Source organism: Janthinobacterium sp. LPB2021202312-11-4 (assembly GCF_037049705.1).
GTDB lineage: Bacteria > Pseudomonadota > Gammaproteobacteria > Pseudomonadales > Pseudomonadaceae > Aquipseudomonas.
Map to the genome: position 1 here is coordinate 183173 of NZ_JBAGKV010000007.1, position 25330 is coordinate 208502.

The window sequence follows — 25330 nt, forward strand, 5'->3', positions numbered from 1 at the left end:
GACGGGCTCAATTCCTTTCGCAAGTTCGCAAGGTTCATATTCAGACCGCTACCAGCACGATGGCGCCGATGACCAGCACGGAGCCGGCTGCCATCGAGGCCGCGTACCAACGCAGTTGACCGGTTTCGGTACGGCTCAGGGCGGTGTGACCACCCTTGGCCATACGCGGGATCAAACCGATGGTCTGATCGAGCGGGTCTTTGCGCAGTATGTGGCTGATCGCAAGGTATGGCTTGACGAACAGTTTGTCGTAGATCCAGTCGAAGCCCCAGGCAGCGAACCACCAGGCCGAAAGGAAGCGGCCGATGCCGCTGTTGGCGATTGCAGTGACGAAACGACGCTTGCCGAGGAACAGCAGCGCGGCCAGCAGGATACCGGCCAGGGCGATGGCGCCCGAGGCGATTTCCAGACTGTGCTTGGCTTCGCCGCCGGCATGGCCGACGCTCTCTGGCAGTACGCCATGCAGCGGTGGCACGATCATCGCGCCGACGAAGGTCGACAGCACGATCAGCACCGACAACGGCAACCAGTGAGCGATGCCGTGACCGGCGTGGGCTTCGGTCTTCGCTTCACCGTGGAACGCGATGAAGATCAGGCGGAAGGTGTACAGCGAAGTCATGAACGCGCCGACCAGACCTGCGTAAAGCAGACCGTGGTTGCCGCTGGCGAACGCTTCCCAGAGGATTTCGTCCTTGGAGTAGAAGCCTGCGGTCACCAGTGGCAGGGCCGAAAGGGCCGCGCCGCCGACGATGAAGCTGGCGTAGGCCAGCGGCAGTTTCTTCCACAGGCCGCCCATCTTGAAGATGTTCTGCTCGTGGTGGCAGGCAACGATCACCGCACCGGAAGCAAGGAACAACAGTGCCTTGAAGAAGGCGTGGGTCATCAGGTGGAAAATCGCGCCATCCCATGCACCCACGCCCAAGGCCAGGAACATGTAGCCGATCTGGCTCATGGTCGAGTAGGCGAGGATACGTTTGATGTCGGTCTGCACCAGAGCGGCAAAACCGGCGAGAACCAGGGTCACGCCGCCGACAATGCCGACCAGGTGCAGGATATCCGGCGCCAGGGCGAACAAGCCGTGAGTACGGGCGATCAGGTAAACGCCTGCGGTCACCATGGTCGCGGCGTGGATCAGTGCCGAAACCGGGGTCGGACCGGCCATCGCATCCGCCAGCCAGGTTTGCAGCGGCAGTTGCGCGGATTTACCGACAGCGCCACCCAGCAGCATCAGGGTCGCCAGAACGATCCAGAAGTCGCCGACCTTGAAGTGCTCAGGCGCCTTCACCAGCAATTCCTGGACGTTCAGCGTGCCCAGTTGCTGGAACAGGATGAACAGGCCGATGGCCATGAACACGTCGCCGATGCGGGTCACGATGAAAGCCTTGAGTGCCGCGTTACCGTTGTTGCGGTTGCTGTAGTAGAAACCGATCAACAGGTACGAGCACAGGCCCACGCCTTCCCAGCCGAAGTACAGGAACAACAGGTTATCGCCCAGGATCAGGAACAGCATCGAGGCGATAAACAGGTTGGTGTAGGCGAAGAAGCGCGAGTAACCGTCTTCACCGCGCATGTACCAGGACGCGAACAGGTGGATCAGGAAGCCGACGCCGACCACCACACCGAGCATGGTGACCGACAGGCCATCCAGGTACAGCGCGAAGTTCGGCGTGAAGCCTTCAACCGCCATCCACTGCCACAACACCTGGGTGTAGTGGCCGCCTTCGGGCGGGGCGACGTTGAATTGCCAGATCACGTAAGCGGCGACGATCGCCGACAGGCCGATGGAACCGACGCCAATCAGCGCCGACAGGTTTTCCGAGAAGCGGCCGCGTGAGAACGACAGCAGCAGGAAACCTATGAGAGGGAATACGAAAGTCAGATAGAGAAGATTCATCCGCGCATCTCGCTGGCAGCGTCGATATCGAGAGTGTGGAAGCGGCGATACAGCTGCAACAGAATCGCCAGGCCAATACTGGCCTCGGCGGCGGCCAGGCTGATCACCAGGATGAACATGATCTGTCCATCCGGCTGACCCCAGCGGCTACCGGCAACGATGAATGCCAACGCGGAGGCATTCATCATGACCTCCAGGCTCATCAGCACGAAGAGAATGTTGCGGCGGACCATCAGACCGACCAGACCGAGGCAGAACAGGATGCCGGCGACCGCCAGACCATGCTCCAAAGGGATAGCAGGCATCGTCATTGCTCCTTGGCTTCGTTGCGGCCCAAGTGGAACGCCGTGACGGCTGCGGCGAGCAGCAACATCGAGGCGAGTTCGACCACCAGCAGGTACGGGCCGAACAGGCTGATGCCCACGGCTTTCGCGTCTACGGTGGTGTGGCCGATGGCCTGACCGCTGGAGTGGCTGAACAGCACGTACAGCAGTTCAGCCAGCAGCAGGGCGCCGAGAATCACCGGGCCGATCCAGATGCCGGGCTTGAGCCAGACGCGTTCTTGCTGAACCGAGGCCGGGCCCAGGTTCAGCATCATCACCACGAACACGAACAGCACCATGATGGCGCCAGCGTAGGCGATCACTTCCAGCACACCGGCAAACGGCGCGCCGAGGGCGAAAAACGTCATCGCCACGGCAATCAGCGAAATGATCAGGTAGAGCAGGGCGTGCACAGGGTTGGTGTTGGTGATCACGCGAAGCGTGGACACCACAGCGATACCCGATGCGAAATAGAAAGCGAATTCCATCTTTCTTCCTTAAGGCAGCAAGCTCTTCACGTTGATCGGCTGGGCTTCGTTCTGCGCGGAGCCTTTCGGCTTCCCGGCAATCGCCATACCTGCAACACGATAGAAGTTGTAATCAGGGTTTTTGCCGGGGCCGGAGATCAGCAGATCTTCTTTCTCGTAAACCAGGTCCTGACGTTTGAACTCGGCCATCTCGAAATCCGGTGTCAGCTGGATCGCGGTGGTCGGGCAGGCTTCCTCGCAGAGGCCGCAAAAGATGCAGCGCGAGAAGTTGATGCGGAAGAAGTCCGGGTACCAGCGACCGTCTTCGGTTTCGGCTTTCTGCAGCGAGATGCAACCGACCGGGCAGGCCACGGCGCACAGGTTGCAGGCGACACAACGCTCTTCGCCATCAGGGTCGCGGGTCAGGACGATACGGCCACGGTAGCGCGGCGGCAGGTACACGGCTTCTTCCGGGTACTGCAGCGTGTCGCGCTTGCGGAAGGCGTGGCCGAAGATCATCACCAGGCTGCGAAGCTGGGTGAAGAAGCCATGCACGATGTCAAAAATGTACTTCATGATTCTCTATCCTCACTGAGCCGCGACGGCGGGCGTGTTGAGCAACACGATCGCAGCGGTCACCAGCATGTTGACGAGGGTCAGCGGCAGGCAGAACTTCCAGCTGAAATCCATCACTTGGTCATACCGTGGGCGCGGAATCGAGGCGCGCAACAGGATGAAGATCATGATGAAGAACGCGGTTTTGAGCGCGAACCAGATGAACGGGATCTGCGGCAGAATGCCGAACGGACCGTGCCAGCCACCGAAGAACAAGGTCACCAGCAGCGCCGAAATCAACACGATGCCGATGTACTCGCCGACGAAGAACATGCCCCATTTCATGCCGGCATATTCAATGTGGTAACCGTCGGCCAGTTCCTGTTCCGCTTCCGGCTGGTCGAACGGGTGACGGTGAGTCACGGCGACGCCGGCGATGAAGAAGGTCAGGAAACCGAAGATCTGCGGAATGATGAACCACAGGTGCTGGGCTTGATAATCGACGATGTCGCGCATGTTGAACGAGCCGACCTGGATCACGATGCCCATCAACGACAGGCCCATGAACACTTCGTACGACACGGTTTGCGCCGAGGCCCGCAAGCTGCCCAACAGGGCGAACTTGTTGTTACTCGACCAGCCGGCGAACAACACCGCGTAGACCGACAGACCGGCCATGGCGAAGAAGAACAGGATGCCGATGTTCAGGTCCGCCACGCCCCAGGTCGGGGTGATCGGGATGATCGCGAAGGCAATCAGCAGGGCGCTCATGGCCACAACCGGTGCCAACGTGAAGATCATCTTGTCGGCGAACGGCGGGGTCCAGTCTTCCTTGAAGAACATCTTGATCATGTCGGCGGCGATCTGGAACGCGCCGAACGGGCCGACGCGGTTCGGACCGTAACGGTCCTGCCAGAGGGCGAGCAGACGACGCTCGACCCAGCTCAGCAGCGCGCCGCACACCACCACGGCGAGCAGAATCACGATGGCCTTGAGGACCGCGATGATCACGTCAATCACTTCAGGCGTGAACCAGGTCATTGAGCTGCCTCCTGCAGACCGTCAACGGTTTTGCCAAAGATCGCCGCTGGAATGCCGGCGATACCCGCTGGCAATGCCACCAGGCCAGCGCCCAGCTCTTCGTTGATACGCAGCGGCAGACGCAGGGTCTGGCCATCGACGTTCACGTTGAGCAGGGCACCTTCGTTGACACCCAGGCGATCGGCTTCGGATTTGGCCAAAGCGACGTAGGCGGCCGGAATGCGTTCCTGAACCGGCGCGGCTTTGGAAGAGTTCTCTTCGCTGCCGAGCAGGTGGAAGAACGGCACGACTTGCCAGGTGCCTTGAGCCGGGTTGAAGGCGCGCGGAACACTGGCGAACCAGTTCAGCGAATCACCGGTGCTTTCGATCAGGCGGGTGCCCGGGTCGCCAGCACGAATGTGACCACCGACTTCGTCCTGGAATTTGTTCCAGGCTTGCGGCGAGTTCCAGCCCGGCGACCAGGCGAACGGCACTTGCTGACGCGGTTCAACCGAGCCCGAGTAACCTTCCATCGAGAAGGCGAACGCGGTGTCGTTGTCTTGCGGGGTACGCGGTTCGTGCACGCTGATGTCAGCGCGCATGGCGGTACGACCGGAGTAACGCAGCGGCTCGCGGGCCAGTTTCATGCCCTTGATGCGGAACGCGGCGGACGGTGCAGCGTCAACGATGCGCGCCAGTTGCGGCGTGCTCGAAGCCACGGCAGCGGTGACGTGGTCCAGTTGCGTCCAGTCAATCGGTTGGCCCAGCAGGGTGGCGCGCAGGGCATGCAGCCAGCGCCAGCCTTCGTGAACCAGGATGCTCGCGTCCATGTATTTCGGGTCGAACACCTGGAAGAAGCGCTGGGCGCGGCCTTCCTGGCTGACCAACGTGCCGTCGCCTTCAGCGAAGCTGGCGGCTGGCAGAACCAGGTGCGCACGATCGCTGGTGGCGGTCTTCTGATGGTCGGCCACGATCACCACTTTCGCGGCGTTCAGGGCGGCATCGACCTTGGCTTTGTCGGTGCGGGTGTACAGATCGTTTTCCAGCACGACGATGGCGTCGGCCTTGCCGTCGATCACCGCTTGCAGCGCGTCGTCGACCGAGTTGCCACCGAGCATGGCCAGGCCGAGGCTGTTGGCCTCTGGCACGATCAGGCTGATGGAACCGTTCTTCTCGCGCAGCTTCAGGGCTTTGGCAATGTTCGCCGCCGCTTCGATCAGCGCTTTGGAACCCAGCGAAGTACCGGCAATGATCAGCGGACGCTTGGCGGCCAGCAGGGCATTGGCGATGCGTTGAGCCAGTTCAACGGCTTCAGTGTCCAGGCCTTCAACGGCTGGAGCGCTGGCGTCGAGGGCGTGAGCCACGGCGAAGCCGATGCGAGCCAGGTCGTCTGGAGCGGCGTGCACGCACTCTTCAGCGATGTCGTCGAGCTTGGTTTCAGCCAGGCTGGCGATGAACAGCGGGTTCAGCTCGTGCTGGCCGATGTTCTTCACGGCGGCGTCGAGCCACGGCTGGACGCGCATTGCGTCGGCCATGTCTTCGGCTTTGCCCTTGACCGATTGACGCAGGGACAGCGCCATACGGGCGGCGGTCTGGGTCAGGTCTTCACCGAGGACGAAGATCGCGTCGTGGTCCTCGATGTCGCGCATGTTCGGGATCGGCAGCGGGCTGTCTTTCAACACCTGCATGACCAGGCGAATGCGTTCCAGCTCGGCGGCTTCGATACCGGAGTAGAAGTGCTCGGCGCCCACCAGTTCACGCAACGCGAAGTTGCTTTCGAGGCTGGCACGCGGCGAACCGATGCCGACGATGTTGCGACCGCGCAGCAGGTCAGCGGCTTTATCCAGCGCTTCGTCGAGGCTCAGCTTGGCGCCGTTGGCCAGCAATGGCTGACGCGGGCGGTCTTCGCGGTTGACGTAGCCATAGCCGAAACGGCCACGGTCGCACAGGAAGTACTGGTTGACCGAACCGTTGAAACGGTTTTCGATCCGACGCAGTTCACCGTAGCGCTCGCCCGGGGAGATGTTGCAACCGCTGGAGCAGCCATGGCAGATGCTCGGCGAGAACTGCATGTCCCACTTGCGGTTGTAGCGTTCGGAGTGAGTCTTGTCGGTGAACACACCGGTCGGGCAGACCTCGGTGAGGTTGCCGGAGAACTCGCTTTCCAGCACGCCGTCTTCAACGCGACCGAAGTACACGTTGTCGTGGGCACCGAACACACCGAGGTCGGTGCCGCCGGCGTAATCCTTATAGAAGCGCACGCAGCGGTAGCAAGCGATGCAGCGGTTCATTTCGTGGGAAATGAACGGGCCCAGTTGCTGGTTCTGGTGAGTACGCTTGGTGAAGCGGTAACGGCGCTCGTTGTGGCCGGTCATTACCGTCATGTCTTGCAGGTGGCAGTGACCGCCTTCTTCACAGACCGGGCAGTCGTGAGGGTGGTTGGTCATCAGCCATTCGACGACGCTGGCGCGAAACACTTTCGCCTCTTCGTCGTCGATGGAGATCCAGCTGCCATCGGTGGCGGGGGTCATGCAGGACATGACGATCCGACCACGCTTGTCGTTCTCGTCGGTGTACTGCTTGACCGCACACTGGCGGCAAGCGCCAACGCTGCCAAGGGCTGGGTGCCAGCAGAAATAAGGGATATCGAGGCCTAGCGACAGACATGCCTGTAACAGGTTGTCTGCCCCATCGACTTCGAGCTCTTTGCCGTCTACGTGGATAGTGGCCATGGTTCAAAGTTCTTCGTTGGCCCGGTGTCAGCGGGCGTGGCTAATGGAATCTTGTTATTCGCGTGAATCAACACAGCCGATGAAGGCGTCATCACACGAGAAGGCGAAGGGCACGGACCCTTCGCCTTTTTAAGCGTTTACGCGCCGACTACGATCGGCCTTGCCAGAGGCGGGACGACGGCGCTGGTAGGCGCGATGCCGGCTTCGAACTCTGGACGGAAGTATTTGATTGCGCTGCCCAATGGCTCCACGGCGCCCGGTGCGTGAGCACAGAAGGTCTTGCCAGGGCCGAGGAAACCGACCAGACCCAGCAGGGTCTCGATATCGCCGGCTTGCCCTTCACCATTCTCGATCGCACGCAGCAGCTTGACGCTCCACGGCAAACCGTCACGGCACGGGGTGCAGAAACCACACGACTCGCGGGAGAAGAACTCTTCCATGTTGCGCAGCAGGGACACCATGTTGACGCTGTCGTCCACCGCCATGGCCAGGCCGGTACCCATCCGGGTGCCCACTTTGGCGATGCCGCCGGCATACATTTGTGCGTCCAGGTGTTCCGGCAACAGGAAACCGGTACCGGCGCCGCCAGGCTGCCAGCACTTGAGCTTGTAACCGTCGCGCATGCCGCCGGCGTAGTCTTCGAACAACTCGCGGGCAGGCACGCCGAATGGCAGTTCCCACAGGCCAGGGTTCTTGACCTTGCCGGAGAAGCCCATGAGCTTGGTGCCCATGTCTTCGCTGCCTTCGCGGGCCAACGATTTGTACCAGTCCACGCCGTCGGCAATGACCGCCGGGACGTTGCACAGGGTTTCAACGTTGTTCACGCAGGTCGGCTTGCCCCACACGCCAACGGCGGCAGGGAAGGGTGGCTTGGAGCGCGGGTTGGCGCGGCGGCCTTCGAGGGAGTTGATCAGTGCGGTTTCTTCACCGCAGATGTAACGCCCGGCGCCGGTGTGGACGAACAGCTCGAAATCGAAGCCGCTGCCCAGGATGTTCTTGCCCAAAAGGCCTGCTGCCTTGGCTTCTTCCACGGCACGGTTCAGGTGCTTGGCGGCGGTGGTGTATTCGCCGCGCAGGAAGATGTAGCCACGGTAGGTTTTCAGCGCGCGAGCACTGATCAGCATGCCTTCGATCAGCAGATGGGGCAGTTGCTCCATCAGCATGCGGTCTTTCCAGGTGTTCGGCTCCATTTCATCCGCGTTGCACAGCAGGTAGCGGATGTTGATGGATTCGTCCTTGGGCATCAGGCCCCACTTCACGCCAGTGGGGAAACCTGCGCCGCCGCGACCTTTGAGGCCGGCGTCTTTCACGGTCTGGACGATGTCGTCCGTGGCCATGTCAGCGAAGGCTTTGCGCGCAGCGGCGTAACCGTTCTTGGCCTGGTACTCGTCGAGCCACACGGCCTCGCCGTCGTCACGCAGACGCCAGGTCAGCGGATGAGTCTCGGCCGAACGCTTGATGCGGTTGGCAGGACCGAAGGAAGTCAGGGTCATACGTAGCCCTCGAGCAATTTGGCGACGCCAGCAGGCTGCACATCACCGAATGTGTCGTCGTCGATCATCAACGCCGGCGCCTTGTCGCAGTTGCCGAGGCAGCAAACCGGCAGCAGGGTGAAACGACCGTCGGCGGTGGTTTGACCCAGGCCGATGCCGAGCTTGCTCTGGATTTCGCTGATCACCGATTCATGGCCGCCGATGTAGCAGACCATGCTGTCGCAGACGCGAATGATGTGGCGGCCGACCGGCTGACGGAAGATCTGGCTATAGAACGTCGCCACCCCTTCAACGTCGCTGGCCGGGATGCCGAGGATCTCGCCGATGGCGTAGAGCGCGCCGTCAGGCACCCAGCCACGTTCCTTCTGGACGATCTTCAGGGCTTCGATCGACGCCGCGCGCGGGTCTTCGTAGTGATGCAGTTCGTGCTCGATGGCCGAGCGCTCGGTTTCACTCAAGGTGAAACGGTCTGTCTGGATAAGCGTGCTATTCATGCTTAGCGGTCCACGTCGGCCATAACGAAATCGATACTACCCAGGTACGCGATCAAGTCCGCGACCATGCTGCCTTTGATCACCGAAGGGATCTGCTGCAGGTGCGGGAAGCTTGGGGTACGAATCCGGGTGCGGTAGCTCATGGTGCCGCCATCGCTCGTCAGGTAATAACTGTTGATGCCCTTGGTCGCTTCAATCATCTGGAAGGATTCGTTGGCCGGCATGACCGGGCCCCACGAAACTTGCAGGAAGTGCGTGATCAAGGTCTCGATGTGCTGCAGCGTGCGTTCTTTCGGTGGCGGCGTGGTCAGCGGGTGATCCGCCTTGTACGGGCCTTCCGGCATGTTGCGCATGCACTGCTCGATGATTTTCAGGCTCTGGCGCATTTCTTCGACGCGCACGATGCAACGGTCGTAGGCATCGCCATTGGCCGCCAGCGGCACTTCGAATTCGAAGTTCTCGTAGCCCGAGTACGGACGCGCTTTACGCAGGTCGAAGTCGCAACCGGTCGAACGCAGGCCGGCACCGGTGACGCCCCATTCCAGGGCCTCTTTGGTGTTGTAGGCTGCGACGCCGATGGTCCGGCCTTTGAGGATGCTGTTGTCCAGCGCGGCTTTCTGGTATTCGTCCAGACGCTTTGGCATCCACTCGACGAAATCTTTAACCAGTTTTTCCCAGCCGCGTGGCAGGTCGTGGGCGACGCCACCGATGCGGTACCAGGCCGGGTGCAGACGGAAACCGGTGATGGCTTCGATCACCGTGTACGCCTTCTGGCGGTCGGTGAAGGTGAAGAACACCGGGGTCATCGCGCCGACGTCCTGGATGTAAGTCCCCAGGAACAGCAGGTGGCTGGTGATGCGGAAGAACTCGGCCATCATGATGCGGATGACGTCGACCTTCTCGGGCACCTTGATGCCGGCCAGCTTCTCGACCGAGAGCACGTACGGCAGGTTGTTCATCACGCCGCCGAGGTAATCGATACGGTCGGTGTACGGGATGAAGCTATGCCAGGACTGACGCTCGGCCATCTTCTCGGCACCACGGTGGTGGTAGCCAACGTCCGGCACGCAATCGACGATCTCTTCACCGTCCAGCTGCAAGATGATGCGGAACGCACCGTGCGCGGAAGGGTGGTTCGGACCGAGGTTGAGGAACATGTAGTCCTCGTTCGCCCCGGAACGCTTCATGCCCCAGTCTTCAGGCTTGAAGCGCGCGGCTTCTTCCTCAAGCTGTTGCTTGGCCAGGTTCAGGGTGAACGGGTCGAATTCGGTGGCGCGGGCCGGGAAGTCCTTGCGCAGCGGGTGACCTTCCCAGGTCGGCGGCATCATGATGCGGGTCAGGTGCGGGTGACCTTTGAAGTCGATCCCGTACATGTCCCAGACTTCGCGCTCGTACCAGTTGGCGTTCGGCCAGATGCTGGTGACGGTCGGCAGGCTGAGGTCGCTCTCGGACAAGGCTACCTTGATCATGACGTCACTATTACGTTCGATCGACATCAAGTGATAGAACACAGTGAAGTCGACGCCGCTTGGCAGCCCTTGACGCTTGGTGCGCAGACGCTCGTCCACGCCGTGCAGGTCATAGAGCATGACGTACGGCTTGGGCAGGTTGCGCAGGAAGGTCAGGACTTCGACGAGTTTGGCACGGGCAACCCAAAGCACCGGCATGCCGGTGCGGGTAGGCTGGGCGGTGAACGCCTCGGGTCCAAAACGGTTATTCAGTTCGACAACCACATCCTGGTCGTCTGCCTTATAAGGCGGGATGTACAGAGCACTGCCTGTAGTCATGGTTATTTATCGCTTTCGGTCAACGTAAAGAATGAAGCCAGTGTCTCGTTCTATAAAAGAAGCAGAGCTGGATCAGACTTCGTCGGGGCTGCGCAGGTTGGTGACTGCGATTCGCTGTTCGCGGCGCTGTTCCTTTTGCGAAGGCATCTCGGCGCGATACACGCCTTGATCGCCGACGACCCAGGAAAGCGGACGACGCTCCTGTCCAATCGACTCCTGCAAGAGCATCAAGCCTTGCAGAAAAGCTTCAGGACGGGGCGGGCAGCCAGGCACGTAGACGTCCACGGGCAGGAACTTGTCCACCCCTTGAACGACGGAGTAGATGTCGTACATGCCACCGGAGTTGGCGCACGAACCCATGGAGATAACCCATTTAGGTTCGAGCATTTGCTCGTAGAGACGCTGAATGATCGGCGCCATCTTGATGAAGCAGGTACCGGCGATAACCATGAAATCCGCCTGACGCGGCGATGCCCGGATAACCTCGGCGCCAAAGCGCGCGATGTCGTGGGGCGCCGTGAAGGCGGTGGTCATTTCCACGTAGCAGCACGAAAGACCGAAGTTATACGGCCACAGGGAGTTCTTGCGCCCCCAGTTGATCGTGCCGTTAAGCACGTCTTCGAGCTTGCCCATGAAGATGTTTTTGTGGACTTGATCTTCTAACGGATCGGAAACGGTTTCCCGTTCGCCAATCGGATACTGCTCGTTAGGAGCATCGGGGTCGATCCTGGTGAGATTGTATTGCATTGCCAAAGCCTCATTGTTTCAGCTTCGCCTGCCGCTTGCGACGAGCTTCCGGAGCCCAGTCAAGGGCGCCCACTCGGAACAGGTAGACAAGACCTGCCAACAGAATTGCTATGAAAACGAGAGCTTCGACGAATCCGGTCCAGCCGCTTTCGCGGACGGACACAGACCAGGCAAAGAGAAAGAGGGCTTCGATATCGAAGATCACGAAGAGCATCGCGACCAGATAGAATTTGGCTGAGAGCCGCAAGCGGGCGCCACCTGTTGGTAGCATGCCGGACTCGAACGGTTCGTTTTTGCTGCGGCCCCAGGCTTTTGACCCTAGGAGGCTGGAGACGCCGAGCATGAAGGCGCAGAGGCCGACGACGCCCAGAAGGAAAATGGCAAAGCCCCAGTTGTGGGCCATGAGTCCTGTCGCTTCGGGCATGCTGGTAATCCTTAACAGAGAGCAAAGGTCTCTGAGCTTGAAAAGAAACAAAGCAGTGACGATATGTCGCAGCAATCAATCGCGGTGATTTTATGGCTAAACACCGAGCAAGTAAAATTCCTATAGCGAAATTATTTATAGGAATAAGGACATAGCGCACCTCCAAAGCCCTGTAGCCCATGCGGTTCGGGCATTAGGGGGCATTTCATCAATTATGTTTTGTAGGGAATGTAACGAACATAGTTGCGGCTAAATGATAATCAATATTGTTTGAGTGGCTTTTTAAACTGTTTAACGGGTGGGCGGCCAGGAAGTTGTCTTATATAGCTGTTACTGCAAGTAGCAGCCGGGGTCGTTTTACCGCAATTTTCTGAGCATGACGATGCGCTGGATCAATGTTTTTTTCCGCAGGTTGCCACTGATCCCCGGTAGGAGCTGCCGAGTGAAACGAGGCTGCGATCTTTTGACGTTGTTTTGAAGCAGGATCAAAAGATCGCAGCCTCGTTTCACTCGGCAGCTCCTACAGGGCTTTGTGGTGCTTTGTGAATCAAAGGCAAAAAAAACGCCCCGAACCAGTCGGGGCGTCAGATGTGCGACGTTGCGGTTAGCTTTCTACTCGGTCCGCAACGGCCGTTTGTTCAATCAGTGGAACTGTTCTTCTTCAGTCGAACCGGTCAACGCGGTGACCGAAGACGAGCCACCTTGAATCACGGTGGTCATGTCGTCGAAGTAGCCGGTGCCCACTTCCTGCTGGTGAGCCACGAAGGTGTAACCCTTGGCGGCGTCAGCGAACTCTTGCTCTTGCAGCTTCACGTAGGCAGTCATGTCGTTGCGGGCGTAGTCGTGCGCCAGGTTGAACATGCTGTGCCACATGTTGTGAATGCCGGCCAGGGTGATGAACTGGTGCTTGTAACCCATGGCGGACAGTTCGCGCTGGAACTTGGCGATGGTCGCGTCGTCCAGGTTTTTCTTCCAGTTGAAGGAAGGCGAGCAGTTGTACGACAGCAGTTGGTCCGGGTATTCCTTTTTGATCGCTTCGGCGAAGCGACGAGCTTCGTCCAGATCCGGCTTGGCGGTTTCGCACCAGATCAGATCGGCGTACGGAGCGTAGGCCAGGCCGCGAGCGATTGCCTGGTCCAGGCCAGCGCGTACTTTGTAGAAGCCTTCCTGGGTACGTTCGCCAGTGACGAACGGCTGGTCGTACGGGTCGCAATCGGAAGTCAGCAGGTCAGCAGCGTTAGCGTCGGTACGGGCCAGGATGATGGTCGGTGTACCGGCAACGTCAGCAGCCAAACGAGCAGCGGTCAGCTTCTGTACAGCTTCCTGGGTAGGAACCAGTACCTTGCCGCCCATGTGACCGCATTTTTTCACGGAAGCCAGTTGGTCTTCGAAGTGAACGCCGGCGGCGCCTGCTTCGATCATGCTCTTCATCAGCTCGTAAGCGTTCAGAACGCCGCCGAAACCGGCTTCAGCGTCAGCCACGATTGGTGCGAAGTAGTCGATGTAGCCTTCGTCGCCCGGACCTTTGCCCGCTTTCCACTGGATCTGGTCAGCACGACGGAACGAGTTGTTGATGCGCTTGACCACAGTTGGAACGGAGTCCACCGGGTACAGCGACTGGTCCGGGTACATCGATTCGGCGGAGTTGTTGTCCGCAGCAACCTGCCAGCCCGACAGGTAGATCGCCTGGATACCGGCTTTGACTTGTTGTACAGCCTGGCCGCCAGTCAGGGCGCCCATGCAGTTGACGAAATCTTTCTCAGGACGGAAGGACGGCTTGGCACCCTGGGTGACCAGGTTCCAGAGCTTCTCGGCGCCCAGTTTTGCAAAGGTGTGCTCAGGTTGAACCGAGCCACGCAGACGGACGACGTCAGCAGCGGAGTAAGCGCGTGTCACGCCTTTCCAGCGTGGGTTTTCAGCCCAATCTTTTTCGAGGGCTGCAATTTGCTGTTCGCGTGTCAGTGCCATGGAGATAAACCTCGTCGCATAGGTCGGGTGGAAAATTCGTGCTCGCTGACCAGAAGCTTAGGCGCTCAAGTCGTGTTCGGCGGGGGTGGCGACGGGATGAACGATGGGCTCGAGGGGAAGTGAGCAGGTAAGGGCGAACTGGCGAGCGCATTCGGGCGTCGTGGGCCTCTATACGAACTTCAGTGTGGTGCCGGGTTTACCTAATTACGCTTCCGTCCCTCGGGACAACTTCGTTCCAGTCGGCAACCTCGTCAAACACACCTTGTGGGCGGTACAGACACGAAGCGGCTCGCGGGGTAGATGCGAGCGTCGCCTCGAAGGCCCTTGCCAGGGCCCCTGATTAGCGGGAGCGAGGCCATCATGCCTTTGCTTTTTTGGCTCGTCAAACATTTTGTAGTGCTTTTTTTTGAGCACTACATCTTTAGTCTAATAAGACTTGTCAGTCAGTTTTTGGTGCTTTAGTCCAGTGTGTCGACTTTCACCCGCAAGGTCATGTCATCCCGGCCCTGAGTAGAGTAGCTGCGGGTTGTGTCCTGTTTGTCGGCCTGCGTCTGGCGATTCACGCCGGCCAGGGTGATCCACTCGCCCAAGCGCCCCGTGACAGTTGTGTCGGTACTTTGCACATTCACTACATCGGGACGTTCCTGGCTCATGCGGTCACGGTTGGTACTGATCGCCAGGTGAACGATGTCGCCGGTGACGCTGGCGGTGACGTAGAACCCCTGGGTGACGTTTCGGTATTGGGTCTGGCTTTGCAGGCGACCGTAGGTATCGGTTTGCGTGCTGGTCAGCGGCACGCTCTGACCCACCTGAATCAGTGCTGGCGTACCTTCGCTGGCCTGAACCTGTTGGATGCCGCCGTCACGGCTGTCGGTGCTGCGATTGATGATGCGGGTCTGGCTCGGCGCCGCGCCATTCACTGAATAACCCTGGTCACCCTGAACGTTGTTTTCGTTGGTGTCGACGGTGATCAACAGGCGCTTGGCAGCCACGTCGAGTTGGGTGATCAGTGCCTTAAGTTCGTCGATCTTGCGTTGATCTGCATTGACGATCAGTTGGTTACCATAGGCGCTGACCTGGCCATCCTTGCCGATGAAATTCTGCGCCACCGGCAGCATGTCGGCGCTGGTGCGGTAGTTCAGGGGCACGATCTCGGTGGCGGCCATGACCGAAAAACTACCGGTCAGCAGCAGCGTGGTGAGCAGGGTGCGTAGGGACATGTCCGTTATCTCCGCTTTCGAAAGGCTTGATATTGCCAGTTTGTCGGCCCGGGGTGGGGCAAGTTGAATCGTAGACAGCAAAACGCCCCGGCATCCGAGAATGGCGGGGCGTTTTGTGGTGTTCTTGCGGGCCTCTTCGCGGGCAAGCCTCGCTCCTACAGTTCGCGCCGTAGGAGCGAGGCTTGCCCGCGAAGGGTGCAACTTGGTCTTAAGCCGAATGCCGCACCATGTCCACATGCGGAATCCCGGCTTCGAGGAATTCCTCACTGACCAGGCTGAAGCCCAAGCGCTCATAGAACGCCGTGGCCTGTACCTGTGCGCTCAGCATCTGTTGCTTCAGCCCGCGCTTTTCGGCTTCACCGATCACTGCTTGCATCAGCGCATCGCCGACTTTCAGCCCGCGCCAATCCTTGAGCACCGAGACCCGGCCGATGTGCCCATCGGGCAGCAGGCGGGCGGTGCCAATCGGAAAGTCGCCTTCGAAAGCGAGGAAATGCACGGCTGTTGCGTCATCAGCATCCCATTCCAGCTCGGGCGGAACGGATTGCTCGGCGATGAACACCGTCTCACGAATGCGCCGGATCTCAGCGATATCCTTTTGCCAGTCTGCGACACGAACGTGAATTTTATTCATCAGCAAACCCCAGGCTGCCTTGCTTGACCAGCTCGCACAGCAGGCCGCGACCGTCTTCGTCGTTCAGCCACTCACCGAGGTTGTCGGTGTGCAGGGCGTCAGCGGCGCAGATCAGCTTCAGCAGCTCGCGCAGCTTGCCCGGCAGGTAACGGCTCTGACCGCTGGCGAACAGCAGCAGGTCGTCATCCACTTCGGACCAGGCCATGCGCGCGCTCGGGTTGCGGATCAGCACGGCGCCTTGTTCGAGGCTGGCGAGGAAATCTTCTTCTTCGATTTCTTCCGGGCCGGCAACCAGCTCCGGATAGCGCGGCTCGGTCATGAACTGGCCGAACCAGGTCAGCAGCAGGCGTTCGTCGCTCATGTGCTCGGCCAGCAAGGCTTTCAGGCGATCAAGCGCATCGTGCTGAATCTGGTGTGGATCGACCGCCGGCAGTGCGTCGGCGTCGGTGTAGCGCTCTTCGTCCGTCAGGAACTGGCTGAGGAAGTCAGTGAAGTGAGTCAGCACTTCAGCGGCGCTCGGGGCGCGGAAACCGACCGAGTAGGTCATGCAGTCATCAATCGCAACGCCACAGTGGGCCAGGCGCGGCGGCAGGTAGAGCATGTCACCCGGCTCCAGAACCCACTCATCGGTGGCTTCGAAGTCGGCGAGGATACGCAGGTCGGCGTGCGGCAGCATTTTGCTTTCGGAGCTGCACATCTGGCCGATTTTCCAGTTGCGCTTGCCGTGACCTTGCAGCAGGAACACGTCGTAGTTATCGAAGTGCGGACCGACGCTGCCCCCCGGGGCGGCGAAGCTGATCATCACGTCGTCGACGCGCCAGCTCGGCAGAAAACGGAAGTTTTCCAGCAATTCGCCGACTTCCGGTACGAATTGGTCGACGGCTTGTACCAGCAGGGTCCACTCGGTTTCCGGCAGTTTGCTGAATTCGTCTTCGGCAAACGGGCCGCGACGCAATTCCCAGGGACGCTCGCCGTGCTCGATGATCAGGCGCGATTCAACTTCTTCTTCAAGCGCCAGGCCGGCCAGTTCGTCGGGATCGATCGGGCTTTCGAAATCAGGGATCGCCTGGCGGATCAGCAGCGGTTTTTTCTGCCAGTAGTCGCGCAGGAATTCCCGCGCCGTGATGCCGCCCAGAAGTTGAAGAGGAATATCAGGATTCATGTGTAACCTATTGAAAAAATGCACTTTTCAGACGGGAATAAAAACGCCCGGCGCTGCCGGGCGTCTCAAAAGGGTCAAGCGGTCGATCAGATGCGTTTGGCTTGCTCTACAGCGTTGCCGATGTAGTTCGCCGGGGTGAGCAATTTCAGCTCGGCCTTGGCCGCGGCTGGCATGTCCAGGCCGTCGATGAAAGTTTGCAACGCTTCAGGGCTGATGCCCTTGCCGCGGGTCAGCTCTTTGAGCTTCTCGTACGGGTTTTCGATGTTGTAGCGGCGCATTACGGTCTGGATCGGCTCGGCCAGCACTTCCCAGCAAGCGTCCAGGTCAGCGGCGATCTTCTGGGCGTTGAGCTCCAGTTTGCTGATGCCTTTGAGGCTGGCTTCGTACGCGATCACGCTGTGGGCGAAGCCGACACCGAGGTTGCGCAATACGGTGGAGTCGGTCAGGTCGCGCTGCCAGCGGGAGATTGGCAGTTTGCTCGCCAGGTGCTGGAACAGTGCGTTGGCGATGCCCAGGTTGCCTTCGGAGTTTTCGAAGTCGATCGGGTTGACCTTGTGCGGCATGGTCGACGAGCCGATTTCGCCAGCGATGGTGCGCTGTTTGAAATAACCCAGGGAGATGTAGCCCCAGATGTCGCGGTCGAAGTCGATCAGGATCGTGTTGAAGCGTGCGATCGCGTCGAACAGCTCGGCGATGTAGTCGTGCGGTTCGATCTGCGTGGTGTACGGGTTGAAACCCAGGCCCAGCTCGTCTTCGATGAAAGCGCGGGCGTTTTCTTCCCAGTCGATTTCCGGGTAGGCGGAGATGTGTGCGTTGTAGTTGCCGACAGCGCCGTTGATCTTGCCCAGCAGCGGAACGGCAGCGACTTGAGCGATTTGACGCTCCAGACGGTAAACCACGTTCGCCAGCTCTTTGCCCAGGGTGGTCGGCGACGCCGGTTGACCGTGGGTGCGCGACAGCATCGGCACGTCAGCGAAACGGATCGCCAGTTCGCGGATGGCTTCGGCGGTCTGGCGCATCAGCGGCAGCATCACATCATCACGGCCTTCGCGCAGCATCAGGGCGTGGGACAGGTTGTTGATGTCCTCGCTGGTGCAGGCAAAGTGGATGAACTCGCTGACCTTGGCCAGTTCCGGCAGCTTGGCCGCTTGCTCTTTGAGCAAGTATTCGATGGCTTTGACGTCGTGGTTGGTGGTGCGCTCGATCTCTTTGACACGCTCGGCGTGCTCCAGAGCGAAGTTGTCCGCCAAAGTGTTCAGCACCGCGTTGGCTTCGGCGGAGAACGCCGGCACTTCGCTGATGCCTGGGTGAGCGGCCAGGCGCTGGAGCCAGCGCACTTCAACCAGAACGCGAGCACGGATCAGGCCGTATTCGCTGAAAATTGGGCGCAGGGCCTGGGTTCTGCCGGCGTAGCGGCCGTCAACAGGGGAAACCGCAGTGAGCGAAGAAAGCTGCATGGGGTGTTCTCGGACAGTCGGGCAACGAAATGGGGCGCGTATCATACATGAAAAAATCCGCCGGTCCGTTGCCAACTGACCGGCGTACTACGCGTTACTGACTACAAAGCGGTGTTGCGGGCGCGGTTCAGCTGCTGCGCATCAGCGGGTAAAGCTCTTTAAGCAACTTGCGACGGCTGATCACCAACTGCCAGCGATGACCGCCCAACTGCCGCCACAGCCGCGCCGAACGAATCCCGGCGAGCAACAGTGCGCGGATCTTCGAGGCGTTACTCGGTTGTTGCAGGTTGCGCATGTCACCGTGAACCTGGATGCGTTGGCGCAGGGTGCTCAGGGTGTCCTGATACAGCGCGCCACACGCCGCGATCACGTTTTCGTGGGCCGGGCCGAAGTGCTCGACCTGGGATTGAATCTGCGGCAGGCGCTTGCCGATCACGTCGAGCATGTCGCCACGCTTGGCCAGTTGACGCTCAAGACCGAGCATCGCCAAGGCGTAACGCAAAGGTTCACGCTGCAAAGTGCTCGGGTCGCGTTCCAGGGCGCCGATCAATGCGCGATAACCTTCGCGCAGATTGATATCGTCGCCGCCATAGACTTCCAGGGTGTCCTTGGGGTCGCGAATCAGCAGGCTGCCGAGCATGCAGGTCAGGCCGGCTTCACTGGTCTGGCCGCTCTTGGCGATCTTGTCCACCAGCACGGCGGCCAGAAACACGCCGCCCAGCGCCGTCAATTGCTCCTGAGTGGGGCTCATTGCTGCGCGCCTTGAGGAGTGCCTTTGCTGGTCCAGGGTTCGGCAATTTCGATTACGCCGCCGCCGAGGCAGATTTCGCCGTCATAAAACACCACGGATTGGCCCGGGGTGACCGCGCGTTGCGGGTCATCGAAGGTTGCGCGATAGCCGTTGGCGGTTTTTTCCAGCGTGCACGGCTGGTCGCTTTGGCGATAACGGACTTTGGCGGTCAACCGGCGCGGTTCGCTCAGATCGATCGGGTTGACCCAATAGATGTCCGAGGCGAGCAGGGCGCGGGAGAACAGGTACGGGTGGTCATTGCCCTGGCCAACGATCAGCTCGTTGTTGACCAGATCCTTGATCAGCACGTACCACGGCTCGTCACTGGCGTCTTTCAAACCGCCGATGCCCAAACCCTGGCGCTGGCCGATGGTGTGGTACATCAAGCCGTGATGACGGCCAATGACTTCACCTTCGGTGGTCTTGATCTCGCCGGGCTGCGCCGGCAGGTATTGCTTGAGGAAGTCGCTGAAGCGGCGTTCGCCGATAAAGCAGATCCCGGTCGAATCCTTTTTCTTCGCGGTAGCCAGTTCGTGCTTCTCGGCAATCGCGCGCACTTCGGGTTTTTCCAGCTCGCCGACCGGGAACAGGGTCTTGGCGATCTGTTCGCCGCCCACGGCGTGCAGGAAGTAACTCTGGTCCTTGTTCGGGTCCAGGCCCTTGAGCAGTTCGGTGCGGCCATCGATGTCGCGGCGGCGCACGTAGTGGCCGGTGGCGATCAGGTCGGCGCCAAGCACCATGGCGTAGTCGAGGAACGCCTTGAACTTGATCTCGCGGTTGCACAGGATGTCCGGGTTCGGCGTGCGGCCGGCCTTGTATTCGGCCAGGAAGTGCTCGAACACGTTGTCCCAGTACTCGGCGGCGAAGTTGGCGGTGTGCAGCTTGATGCCGATTTTGTCGCACACAGCCTGCGCATCCGCCAGGTCGTCCATGGCGGTGCAGTATTCCGTTCCATCGTCTTCTTCCCAGTTCTTCATGAACAGGCCTTCCACCTCATAACCCTGCTCGATCAGCAGGAGAGCGGAAACGGAAGAGTCCACGCCGCCGGACATGCCGACAATGACGCGCTTCTTTTGTGTGTCAGAAGGGGCTGGATCACGCATAGGGATTCAATGAGTGTCTTGAAAAAGGACGCGATTCTAACAGGCCGAAGCCCGCAAGGCTAAAGAGAAGGGCGGATCAGTTCGAGACCGAAGTGTTGACCGTCCAGATAATCATCGATACAGCGGATGATCAGCTCGCTGCGCCAGTTTGCGCGCAGCTCCATCAATTCGTCACGGGTTAGCCATTTGGCGCCGACGATGCCGTCGTCCAGTGGGTAATCCGGGTGATGTTTCAGGGCTTTGGCGGTAAAGCAGACCCGCTGGTAGGTCACGCCGTTGCTCGGGGCGGTGTAGAGGTAAATCCCTACCACGCCGGTCGGCTCGACGTCCCAGCCGGTTTCCTCAAGGGTTTCGCGCACGGCGGCGTCGATCAGGGTTTCGTTCGGGTCCAGGTGGCCGGCGGGCTGGTTGAGTACCGCTCGTCCGCCCTTGAGTTCTTCGACCATCAGGAAGCGGCCATGGTCTTCGACGATGGTGGCGACAGTGATGTGGGGTAGCCAGGTCATGCTTTGTCCTCTGGTGGTTTTGGGCTTGATCATGGCAATCAAAAGATCGCAGCCTTCGGCAACTCCTGCACGGCTCGGCGTAGGAGCTGCCGAAGGCTGCGATCTTTTGATCTTGGGTGCAAACACAAACCCCGGCACAGGGCCGGGGCTTGTGATGTTCCCTTACAACCTTAAACCAGCGCAGCGATCGCGGCGTTGAAGGTGTTGCTTGGGCGCATGGCCTTGCTGATCAGCTCGGCATTGGCGTGGTAGTAACCGCCGATGTCCACTGGCTTGCCCTGAACGGCGTTGAGCTCGGCGACGATGGTCGCTTCGTTCTCGGCCAGGGTCTTGGCCAACTGACCAAACTGCGCTTGCAGTGCAGTGTCTTCAGTCTGGGCAGCCAGGGCTTGAGCCCAGTACAGCGCCAGGTAGAAGTGGCTGCCGCGGTTGTCGATGTTGCCGACTTTGCGCGATGGCGACTTGTTGTTGTCCAGGAACTGGCCAGTGGCCTGGTCCAGGGTTTTGGCCAAAACCAAAGCTTTAGGGTTGTTGTAAGTAACACCCAGATGCTCAAGGGACGCGGCCAGGGCCAGGAACTCGCCCAGGGAATCCCAGCGCAGGAAGTTCTCTTCCAGCAGCTGTTGAACGTGCTTCGGTGCCGAACCGCCAGCGCCGGTTTCGAACAGACCGCCGCCATTCATCAGCGGCACGATCGACAGCATCTTGGCGCTGGTGCCCAGTTCCATGATCGGGAACAGGTCAGTCAGGTAGTCGCGCAATACGTTGCCGGTTACCGAGATGGTGTCCTTGCCTTCGCGAGTACGGCCCAGGGTGAACGCCATCGCGTCGACGGGCGACATGATGCGGATGTCCAGGCCGGAAGTGTCGTGATCCTTCAGGTAAGCCTGAACTTTCTCGATCACTACGCCGTCGTGAGCGCGCATTGGGTCCAGCCAGAAAATCGCTGGAGTGCTGCTTGCGCGAGCACGGTTGACGGCCAGTTTGACCCAATCCTGGATCGGCGCGTCTTTGGTCTGGCACATGCGGAAGATGTCGCCGGCTTCAACCGACTGTTCCAGCAGCGTGCGACCGGCACTGTCGGAAACCCGAACCACGCCGTTGCTCTTGATCTGGAAAGTCTTGTCGTGGGAACCGTACTCTTCGGCTTTTTTTGCCATCAGGCCAACGTTTGGCACGCTGCCCATGGTGGTTGGATCGAAAGCGCCGTTGACCTTGCAGTCTTCGATGACAGCCTGGTAGATGGTGGCGTAGCAGCGATCCGGGATCACAGCCTTGGTGTCGTGCAGTTGACCGTCAGTGCCCCACATTTTGCCGGAGTCGCGGATCATTGCCGGCATCGAGGCGTCGACGATAACGTCGCTCGGCACGTGCAGGTTGGTGATGCCTTTGTCGGAGTTGACCATGGCCAAGGACGGACGAACGGCATAGACCGCCTGGATGTCCGCTTCGATCTGTGCCTGCTGCTCGGCCGGCAAAGCCTTGATTCGAGCGTACAGATCACCGATGCCGTTGTTCAGGTTGAAGCCGATCTGTGCCAGCACGTCGGCGTGCTTGGCCAGTGCGTCTTTATAGAACTCGGCTACGATCTGGCCGAACATGATCGGGTCGGAGACCTTCATCATGGTGGCTTTCAAGTGAACCGACAGCAGTACGCCTTTGGCTTTGGCGTCTTCGATTTCGGCGGCAATGAAGCTGCGCAGGGCGTTTTTGCTCAGTACCGCGCAATCGAGGATCTCACCGGCTTGCACGGTGGTCTTTGCTTTCAGGACGGTGGTGGTGCCGTCTTGAGCGATCAGTTCGATTTTCACGGCGTCAGCGGCGTCGATCAGGGCGGCTTTTTCGCTGCCGTAGAAATCGCCGGTGCTCATGTGCGCGACGTGGGACTTGGAGTCCTTGGCCCAGGCGCCCATTTTGTGCGGGTGCTTGCGAGCGTAGTTCTTGACCGACAGCGGGGCACGACGATCGGAGTTGCCTTCGCGCAGGACCGGGTTTACGGCGCTGCCCTTGATCTTGTCGTAGCGCGACTTGGCTTCTTTGTCGGCGTCGGTGGTCACGGTTTCCGGGTAGTCCGGCAGGGCGAAGCCCTGGGCTTGCAGCTCTTTGATGGCTGCTTGCAACTGAGGAACCGAGGCGCTGATGTTTGGCAGCTTGATGATGTTGGCTTCAGGCGTAACGGCCAGGTCGCCCAGTTCGGCGAGGTGGTCGGCTACGGCTTTGTCACCCAGTTGCTCGGGGAAGCTGGCCAGGATGCGCCCTGCAAGAGAGATATCGCGGGTTTCCACGGCGATATCAGCGGAGGCGGTGAAGGCCTCTACGATAGGCAACAGTGAATAGGTGGCGAGGGCTGGGGCTTCGTCGGTGAAGGTATAGATGATCTTCGAGCGGGTGGGCATATTCGGATTAACTCTCTTCTTTGCTAAAGCATGCGCAGAAAACTCGAGGGGCGCCGGGTAAGCGCGTTCGTTCAAAGTCATCCATGAGCCGAATGTCGAGGTTTCTTCGCGGTGATGTTGGGTGCATCAGTCGAGCGTCAAGCGGGTGGGCTGCGGTAACAACCCGGCTTCAATCTGGCTGAAAGTCTCGTAATAGAGAGCTTGGCCTTTGTGACCCTTCGGTCAGCGGCGGCATTATACATAGGTAGCTGGCAATCTGCCGATGGTTCATACGCAACGATTATCGTCCATTGGTCTAAAGGTCGCAGGGGAGTGTGGGGCGTAGAGTCTTGCACCGTGCTTGAGTTTGGCGCTTTTCCCTTTGCTTTCAGGCTTGTAGATCGCGAACTGCACAGCTTTGCGGCAGATGGGAGGAACATAGGGTTTGCGCGCCGATTTAACTGGGGTACGCTCGAACGAAGCCAGATGTTCAATCCAAACAATGGAGTTCAGCATGGGATACAAGAAGATTCAGGTTCCAGCAGTCGGCGACAAAATCACCGTCAACGCGGACCATTCTCTCAATGTTCCTAACAACCCGATCATCCCCTTCATCGAAGGCGATGGCATCGGCGTTGATATCAGCCCGGTCATGATCAAGGTTGTCGATGCTGCTGTTAAGAAGGCTTACGGCGGCGAGCGCAAAATTTCCTGGATGGAAGTCTACGCCGGGGAAAAAGCGACTCAGGTTTACGATCAGGACACCTGGCTACCTCAGGAAACCCTGGACGCAGTCAAGGATTACGTGGTTTCCATCAAGGGCCCTCTGACCACTCCGGTCGGCGGCGGCATCCGTTCGTTGAACGTGGCCCTGCGTCAGCAACTCGACCTTTATGTCTGCCTGCGTCCGGTACGCTGGTTCGAAGGTGTGCCAAGCCCGGTCAAGAAGCCAGGCGACGTCGACATGACGATCTTCCGCGAGAACTCGGAAGACATCTACGCCGGTATCGAATGGAAGGCCGGTTCGCCGGAAGCGACCAAGGTCATCAAGTTCCTCAAAGATGAAATGGGCGTTACCAAGATCCGTTTCGACGAAAACTGCGGCATCGGCATCAAGCCGGTTTCGCTGCAAGGCACCAAGCGTCTGGCGCGCAAGGCTCTGCAATATGTGGTCGACAACGATCGTGATTCGCTGACCATCGTGCACAAAGGCAACATCATGAAGTTCACCGAAGGTGCCTTCAAGGAATGGGCCTACGAAGTGGCGGCTGAAGAGTTCGGCGCGACCCTGCTCGACGGCGGTCCGTGGATGCAGTTCAAAAACCCGAAAACCGGCAAGAATGTCATCGTCAAGGATGCCATCGCCGACGCCATGCTTCAGCAGATCCTGCTACGCCCGGCCGAGTACGATGTGATCGCGACCCTGAACCTGAACGGCGATTACCTCTCCGACGCCCTGGCGGCGGAAGTGGGCGGTATCGGTATCGCGCCGGGTGCCAACCTGTCTGACACCATCGCCATGTTCGAAGCGACCCACGGTACTGCGCCGAAATACGCCGGCAAGGACCAGGTCAACCCGGGCTCGCTGATCCTGTCCGCTGAAATGATGCTGCGTCACATGGGCTGGACCGAAGCGGCTGACCTGATCATCAAGGGCACCAATGGCGCCATTTCCGCCAAGACCGTGACCTATGACTTCCACCGTTTGATGGAAGGCGCGAAGCTGCTGTCTTCTTCGGCGTTTGGTGATGCGCTGATTTCGCATATGTAAGCAATCAGCACGAAAAAAACCGCCTCCGGGCGGTTTTTTTATGACTGGATGACTGGTTGCGTCAGCCTGATACTTTTTCGTGGTGGATGGCAGGCGTGGTCGGTTCGTTTGTGGCGGACGCGGCTGTGATCTTCACGGCGTGCAGGCCTTTTGGTCCCTGGAGGATCTCGAAGTTCACGACTTGTCCGGCCTTGAGGGTCTTATAGCCCTCCATTTCAATGGCCGAATAATGAGCAAAGAAGTCAATGTCTTTGCCATCCTCGTCACGACCTTCCCGGGCATCGGTGTTAATGAAACCGAACCCCTTGGCATTGTTGAACCACTTGACCTTGCCGACTGCCATGCTCATATCCCTCTGCAACAGACTCCATCACTGGAGTATCATCCAGTACATCCGCAGTCTAATCT

21 protein-coding genes and 1 pseudogene are annotated in these 25330 nt (G+C 59.6%); 1 reads left to right on the forward strand and 21 read right to left on the reverse strand.

Annotated features, from left to right (window positions below):
• Positions 1-40 precede the first annotated feature (40 nt).
• The 20 genes and pseudogenes from nuoL to V5E99_RS10470 all read right to left on the reverse strand — a co-directional run bounded on the left by nuoL (position 41) and on the right by V5E99_RS10470 (position 23172).
• The gene (nuoL, locus tag V5E99_RS10375; protein WP_499802384.1) at positions 41-1894 is read right to left on the reverse strand and encodes an NADH-quinone oxidoreductase subunit L; all 1854 of its coding nucleotides are present in this window, start codon (positions 1892-1894) and stop codon (positions 41-43) included.
• Entirely contained in the window at positions 1891-2199 is a 309-nt protein-coding gene (gene nuoK, locus V5E99_RS10380) for an NADH-quinone oxidoreductase subunit NuoK (RefSeq protein ID WP_007905077.1), read from the reverse strand. The genes nuoL and nuoK overlap by 4 nt, the downstream gene beginning before the upstream one ends.
• 2 nt (positions 2200-2201) lie before the next feature.
• Complete coding sequence (nuoJ, locus tag V5E99_RS10385) at positions 2202-2705, reverse strand: NADH-quinone oxidoreductase subunit J (protein WP_499802385.1); 504 nt, start codon at positions 2703-2705, stop codon at positions 2202-2204.
• A gap of 9 nt (positions 2706-2714) precedes the next feature.
• A complete protein-coding gene (nuoI, locus tag V5E99_RS10390) occupies positions 2715-3260 on the reverse strand; it encodes an NADH-quinone oxidoreductase subunit NuoI (RefSeq protein WP_007946418.1) in 546 nt (181 codons plus the stop codon).
• A gap of 12 nt (positions 3261-3272) precedes the next feature.
• Positions 3273-4280, reverse strand: coding sequence for an NADH-quinone oxidoreductase subunit NuoH (nuoH, locus tag V5E99_RS10395; protein WP_201204594.1), 1008 nt, complete (start codon positions 4278-4280; stop codon positions 3273-3275).
• Positions 4277-6991: an NADH-quinone oxidoreductase subunit NuoG gene (gene nuoG, locus V5E99_RS10400; RefSeq protein WP_499802386.1), complete on the reverse strand. Its 2715-nt coding sequence runs from the start codon at positions 6989-6991 to the stop codon at positions 4277-4279. The genes nuoH and nuoG overlap by 4 nt, the downstream gene beginning before the upstream one ends.
• Before the next feature lie 137 nt (positions 6992-7128).
• Positions 7129-8484 carry an NADH-quinone oxidoreductase subunit NuoF gene (nuoF, locus tag V5E99_RS10405; RefSeq protein ID WP_499802387.1) on the reverse strand — a complete coding sequence of 452 codons (1356 nt, stop codon included), beginning with the start codon at positions 8482-8484 and terminating at the stop codon, positions 7129-7131.
• Positions 8481-8978 carry an NADH-quinone oxidoreductase subunit NuoE gene (gene nuoE, locus V5E99_RS10410; protein WP_499802388.1) on the reverse strand — a complete coding sequence of 166 codons (498 nt, stop codon included), beginning with the start codon at positions 8976-8978 and terminating at the stop codon, positions 8481-8483. The genes nuoF and nuoE overlap by 4 nt, the downstream gene beginning before the upstream one ends.
• Before the next feature lie 2 nt (positions 8979-8980).
• Positions 8981-10765, reverse strand: coding sequence for an NADH-quinone oxidoreductase subunit C/D (nuoC, locus tag V5E99_RS10415; protein WP_499802389.1), 1785 nt, complete (start codon positions 10763-10765; stop codon positions 8981-8983).
• A 198-nt stretch (positions 10766-10963) separates the two neighbouring features.
• A pseudogene (locus V5E99_RS10420) lies at positions 10964-11512 on the reverse strand (NuoB/complex I 20 kDa subunit family protein); the annotation flags it as partial.
• A gap of 10 nt (positions 11513-11522) precedes the next feature.
• Positions 11523-11936 (reverse strand): NADH-quinone oxidoreductase subunit A, encoded by a 414-nt coding sequence (locus V5E99_RS10425; protein WP_003223812.1) that lies wholly within the window; start codon positions 11934-11936, stop codon positions 11523-11525.
• Between the two features lie 642 nt (positions 11937-12578).
• Positions 12579-13904 carry an isocitrate lyase gene (gene aceA / locus V5E99_RS10430; protein WP_008032724.1) on the reverse strand — a complete coding sequence of 442 codons (1326 nt, stop codon included), beginning with the start codon at positions 13902-13904 and terminating at the stop codon, positions 12579-12581.
• 458 nt (positions 13905-14362) lie between these two features.
• Positions 14363-15124: a secretin N-terminal domain-containing protein gene (locus V5E99_RS10435; RefSeq protein WP_499802390.1), complete on the reverse strand. Its 762-nt coding sequence runs from the start codon at positions 15122-15124 to the stop codon at positions 14363-14365.
• A 208-nt stretch (positions 15125-15332) separates the two neighbouring features.
• Positions 15333-15758, reverse strand: a complete 426-nt coding sequence (locus V5E99_RS10440; protein WP_054053668.1) for a GNAT family N-acetyltransferase — start codon at positions 15756-15758, stop codon at positions 15333-15335.
• Positions 15751-16920, reverse strand: a complete 1170-nt coding sequence (locus tag V5E99_RS10445; protein ID WP_499802391.1) for a ribosomal protein uL16 3-hydroxylase — start codon at positions 16918-16920, stop codon at positions 15751-15753. The genes V5E99_RS10440 and V5E99_RS10445 overlap by 8 nt, the downstream gene beginning before the upstream one ends.
• Positions 16921-17006: 86 nt before the next feature.
• Complete coding sequence (gene purB / locus V5E99_RS10450; RefSeq protein ID WP_323570209.1) at positions 17007-18377, reverse strand: adenylosuccinate lyase; 1371 nt, start codon at positions 18375-18377, stop codon at positions 17007-17009.
• Positions 18378-18504: 127 nt separating this feature from the next.
• The gene (hflD, locus tag V5E99_RS10455) at positions 18505-19128 is read right to left on the reverse strand and encodes a high frequency lysogenization protein HflD (protein WP_475269233.1); all 624 of its coding nucleotides are present in this window, start codon (positions 19126-19128) and stop codon (positions 18505-18507) included.
• A complete protein-coding gene (gene mnmA / locus V5E99_RS10460; RefSeq protein ID WP_499802392.1) occupies positions 19125-20270 on the reverse strand; it encodes a tRNA 2-thiouridine(34) synthase MnmA in 1146 nt (381 codons plus the stop codon). Before mnmA ends, hflD begins: the two co-directional genes overlap by 4 nt.
• Positions 20271-20329: 59 nt before the next feature.
• Positions 20330-20776 carry an NUDIX hydrolase gene (locus V5E99_RS10465; RefSeq protein WP_499802393.1) on the reverse strand — a complete coding sequence of 149 codons (447 nt, stop codon included), beginning with the start codon at positions 20774-20776 and terminating at the stop codon, positions 20330-20332.
• A gap of 170 nt (positions 20777-20946) precedes the next feature.
• Positions 20947-23172, reverse strand: a complete 2226-nt coding sequence (locus tag V5E99_RS10470) for an NADP-dependent isocitrate dehydrogenase (RefSeq protein ID WP_499802394.1) — start codon at positions 23170-23172, stop codon at positions 20947-20949.
• Positions 23173-23665: 493 nt separating this feature from the next.
• Here V5E99_RS10470 and icd point away from each other — a divergent pair, with 493 nt between their 5' ends.
• A complete protein-coding gene (gene icd / locus V5E99_RS10475) occupies positions 23666-24922 on the forward strand; it encodes an NADP-dependent isocitrate dehydrogenase (protein WP_010458895.1) in 1257 nt (418 codons plus the stop codon).
• Between the two features lie 61 nt (positions 24923-24983).
• Here the strand turns inward: icd and V5E99_RS10480 are convergent, their stop codons facing one another.
• On the reverse strand, positions 24984-25265 hold the full coding sequence (locus V5E99_RS10480; protein ID WP_499802395.1) for a cold shock domain-containing protein: 282 nt from the start codon (positions 25263-25265) through the stop codon (positions 24984-24986).
• Positions 25266-25330 lie beyond the last annotated feature (65 nt).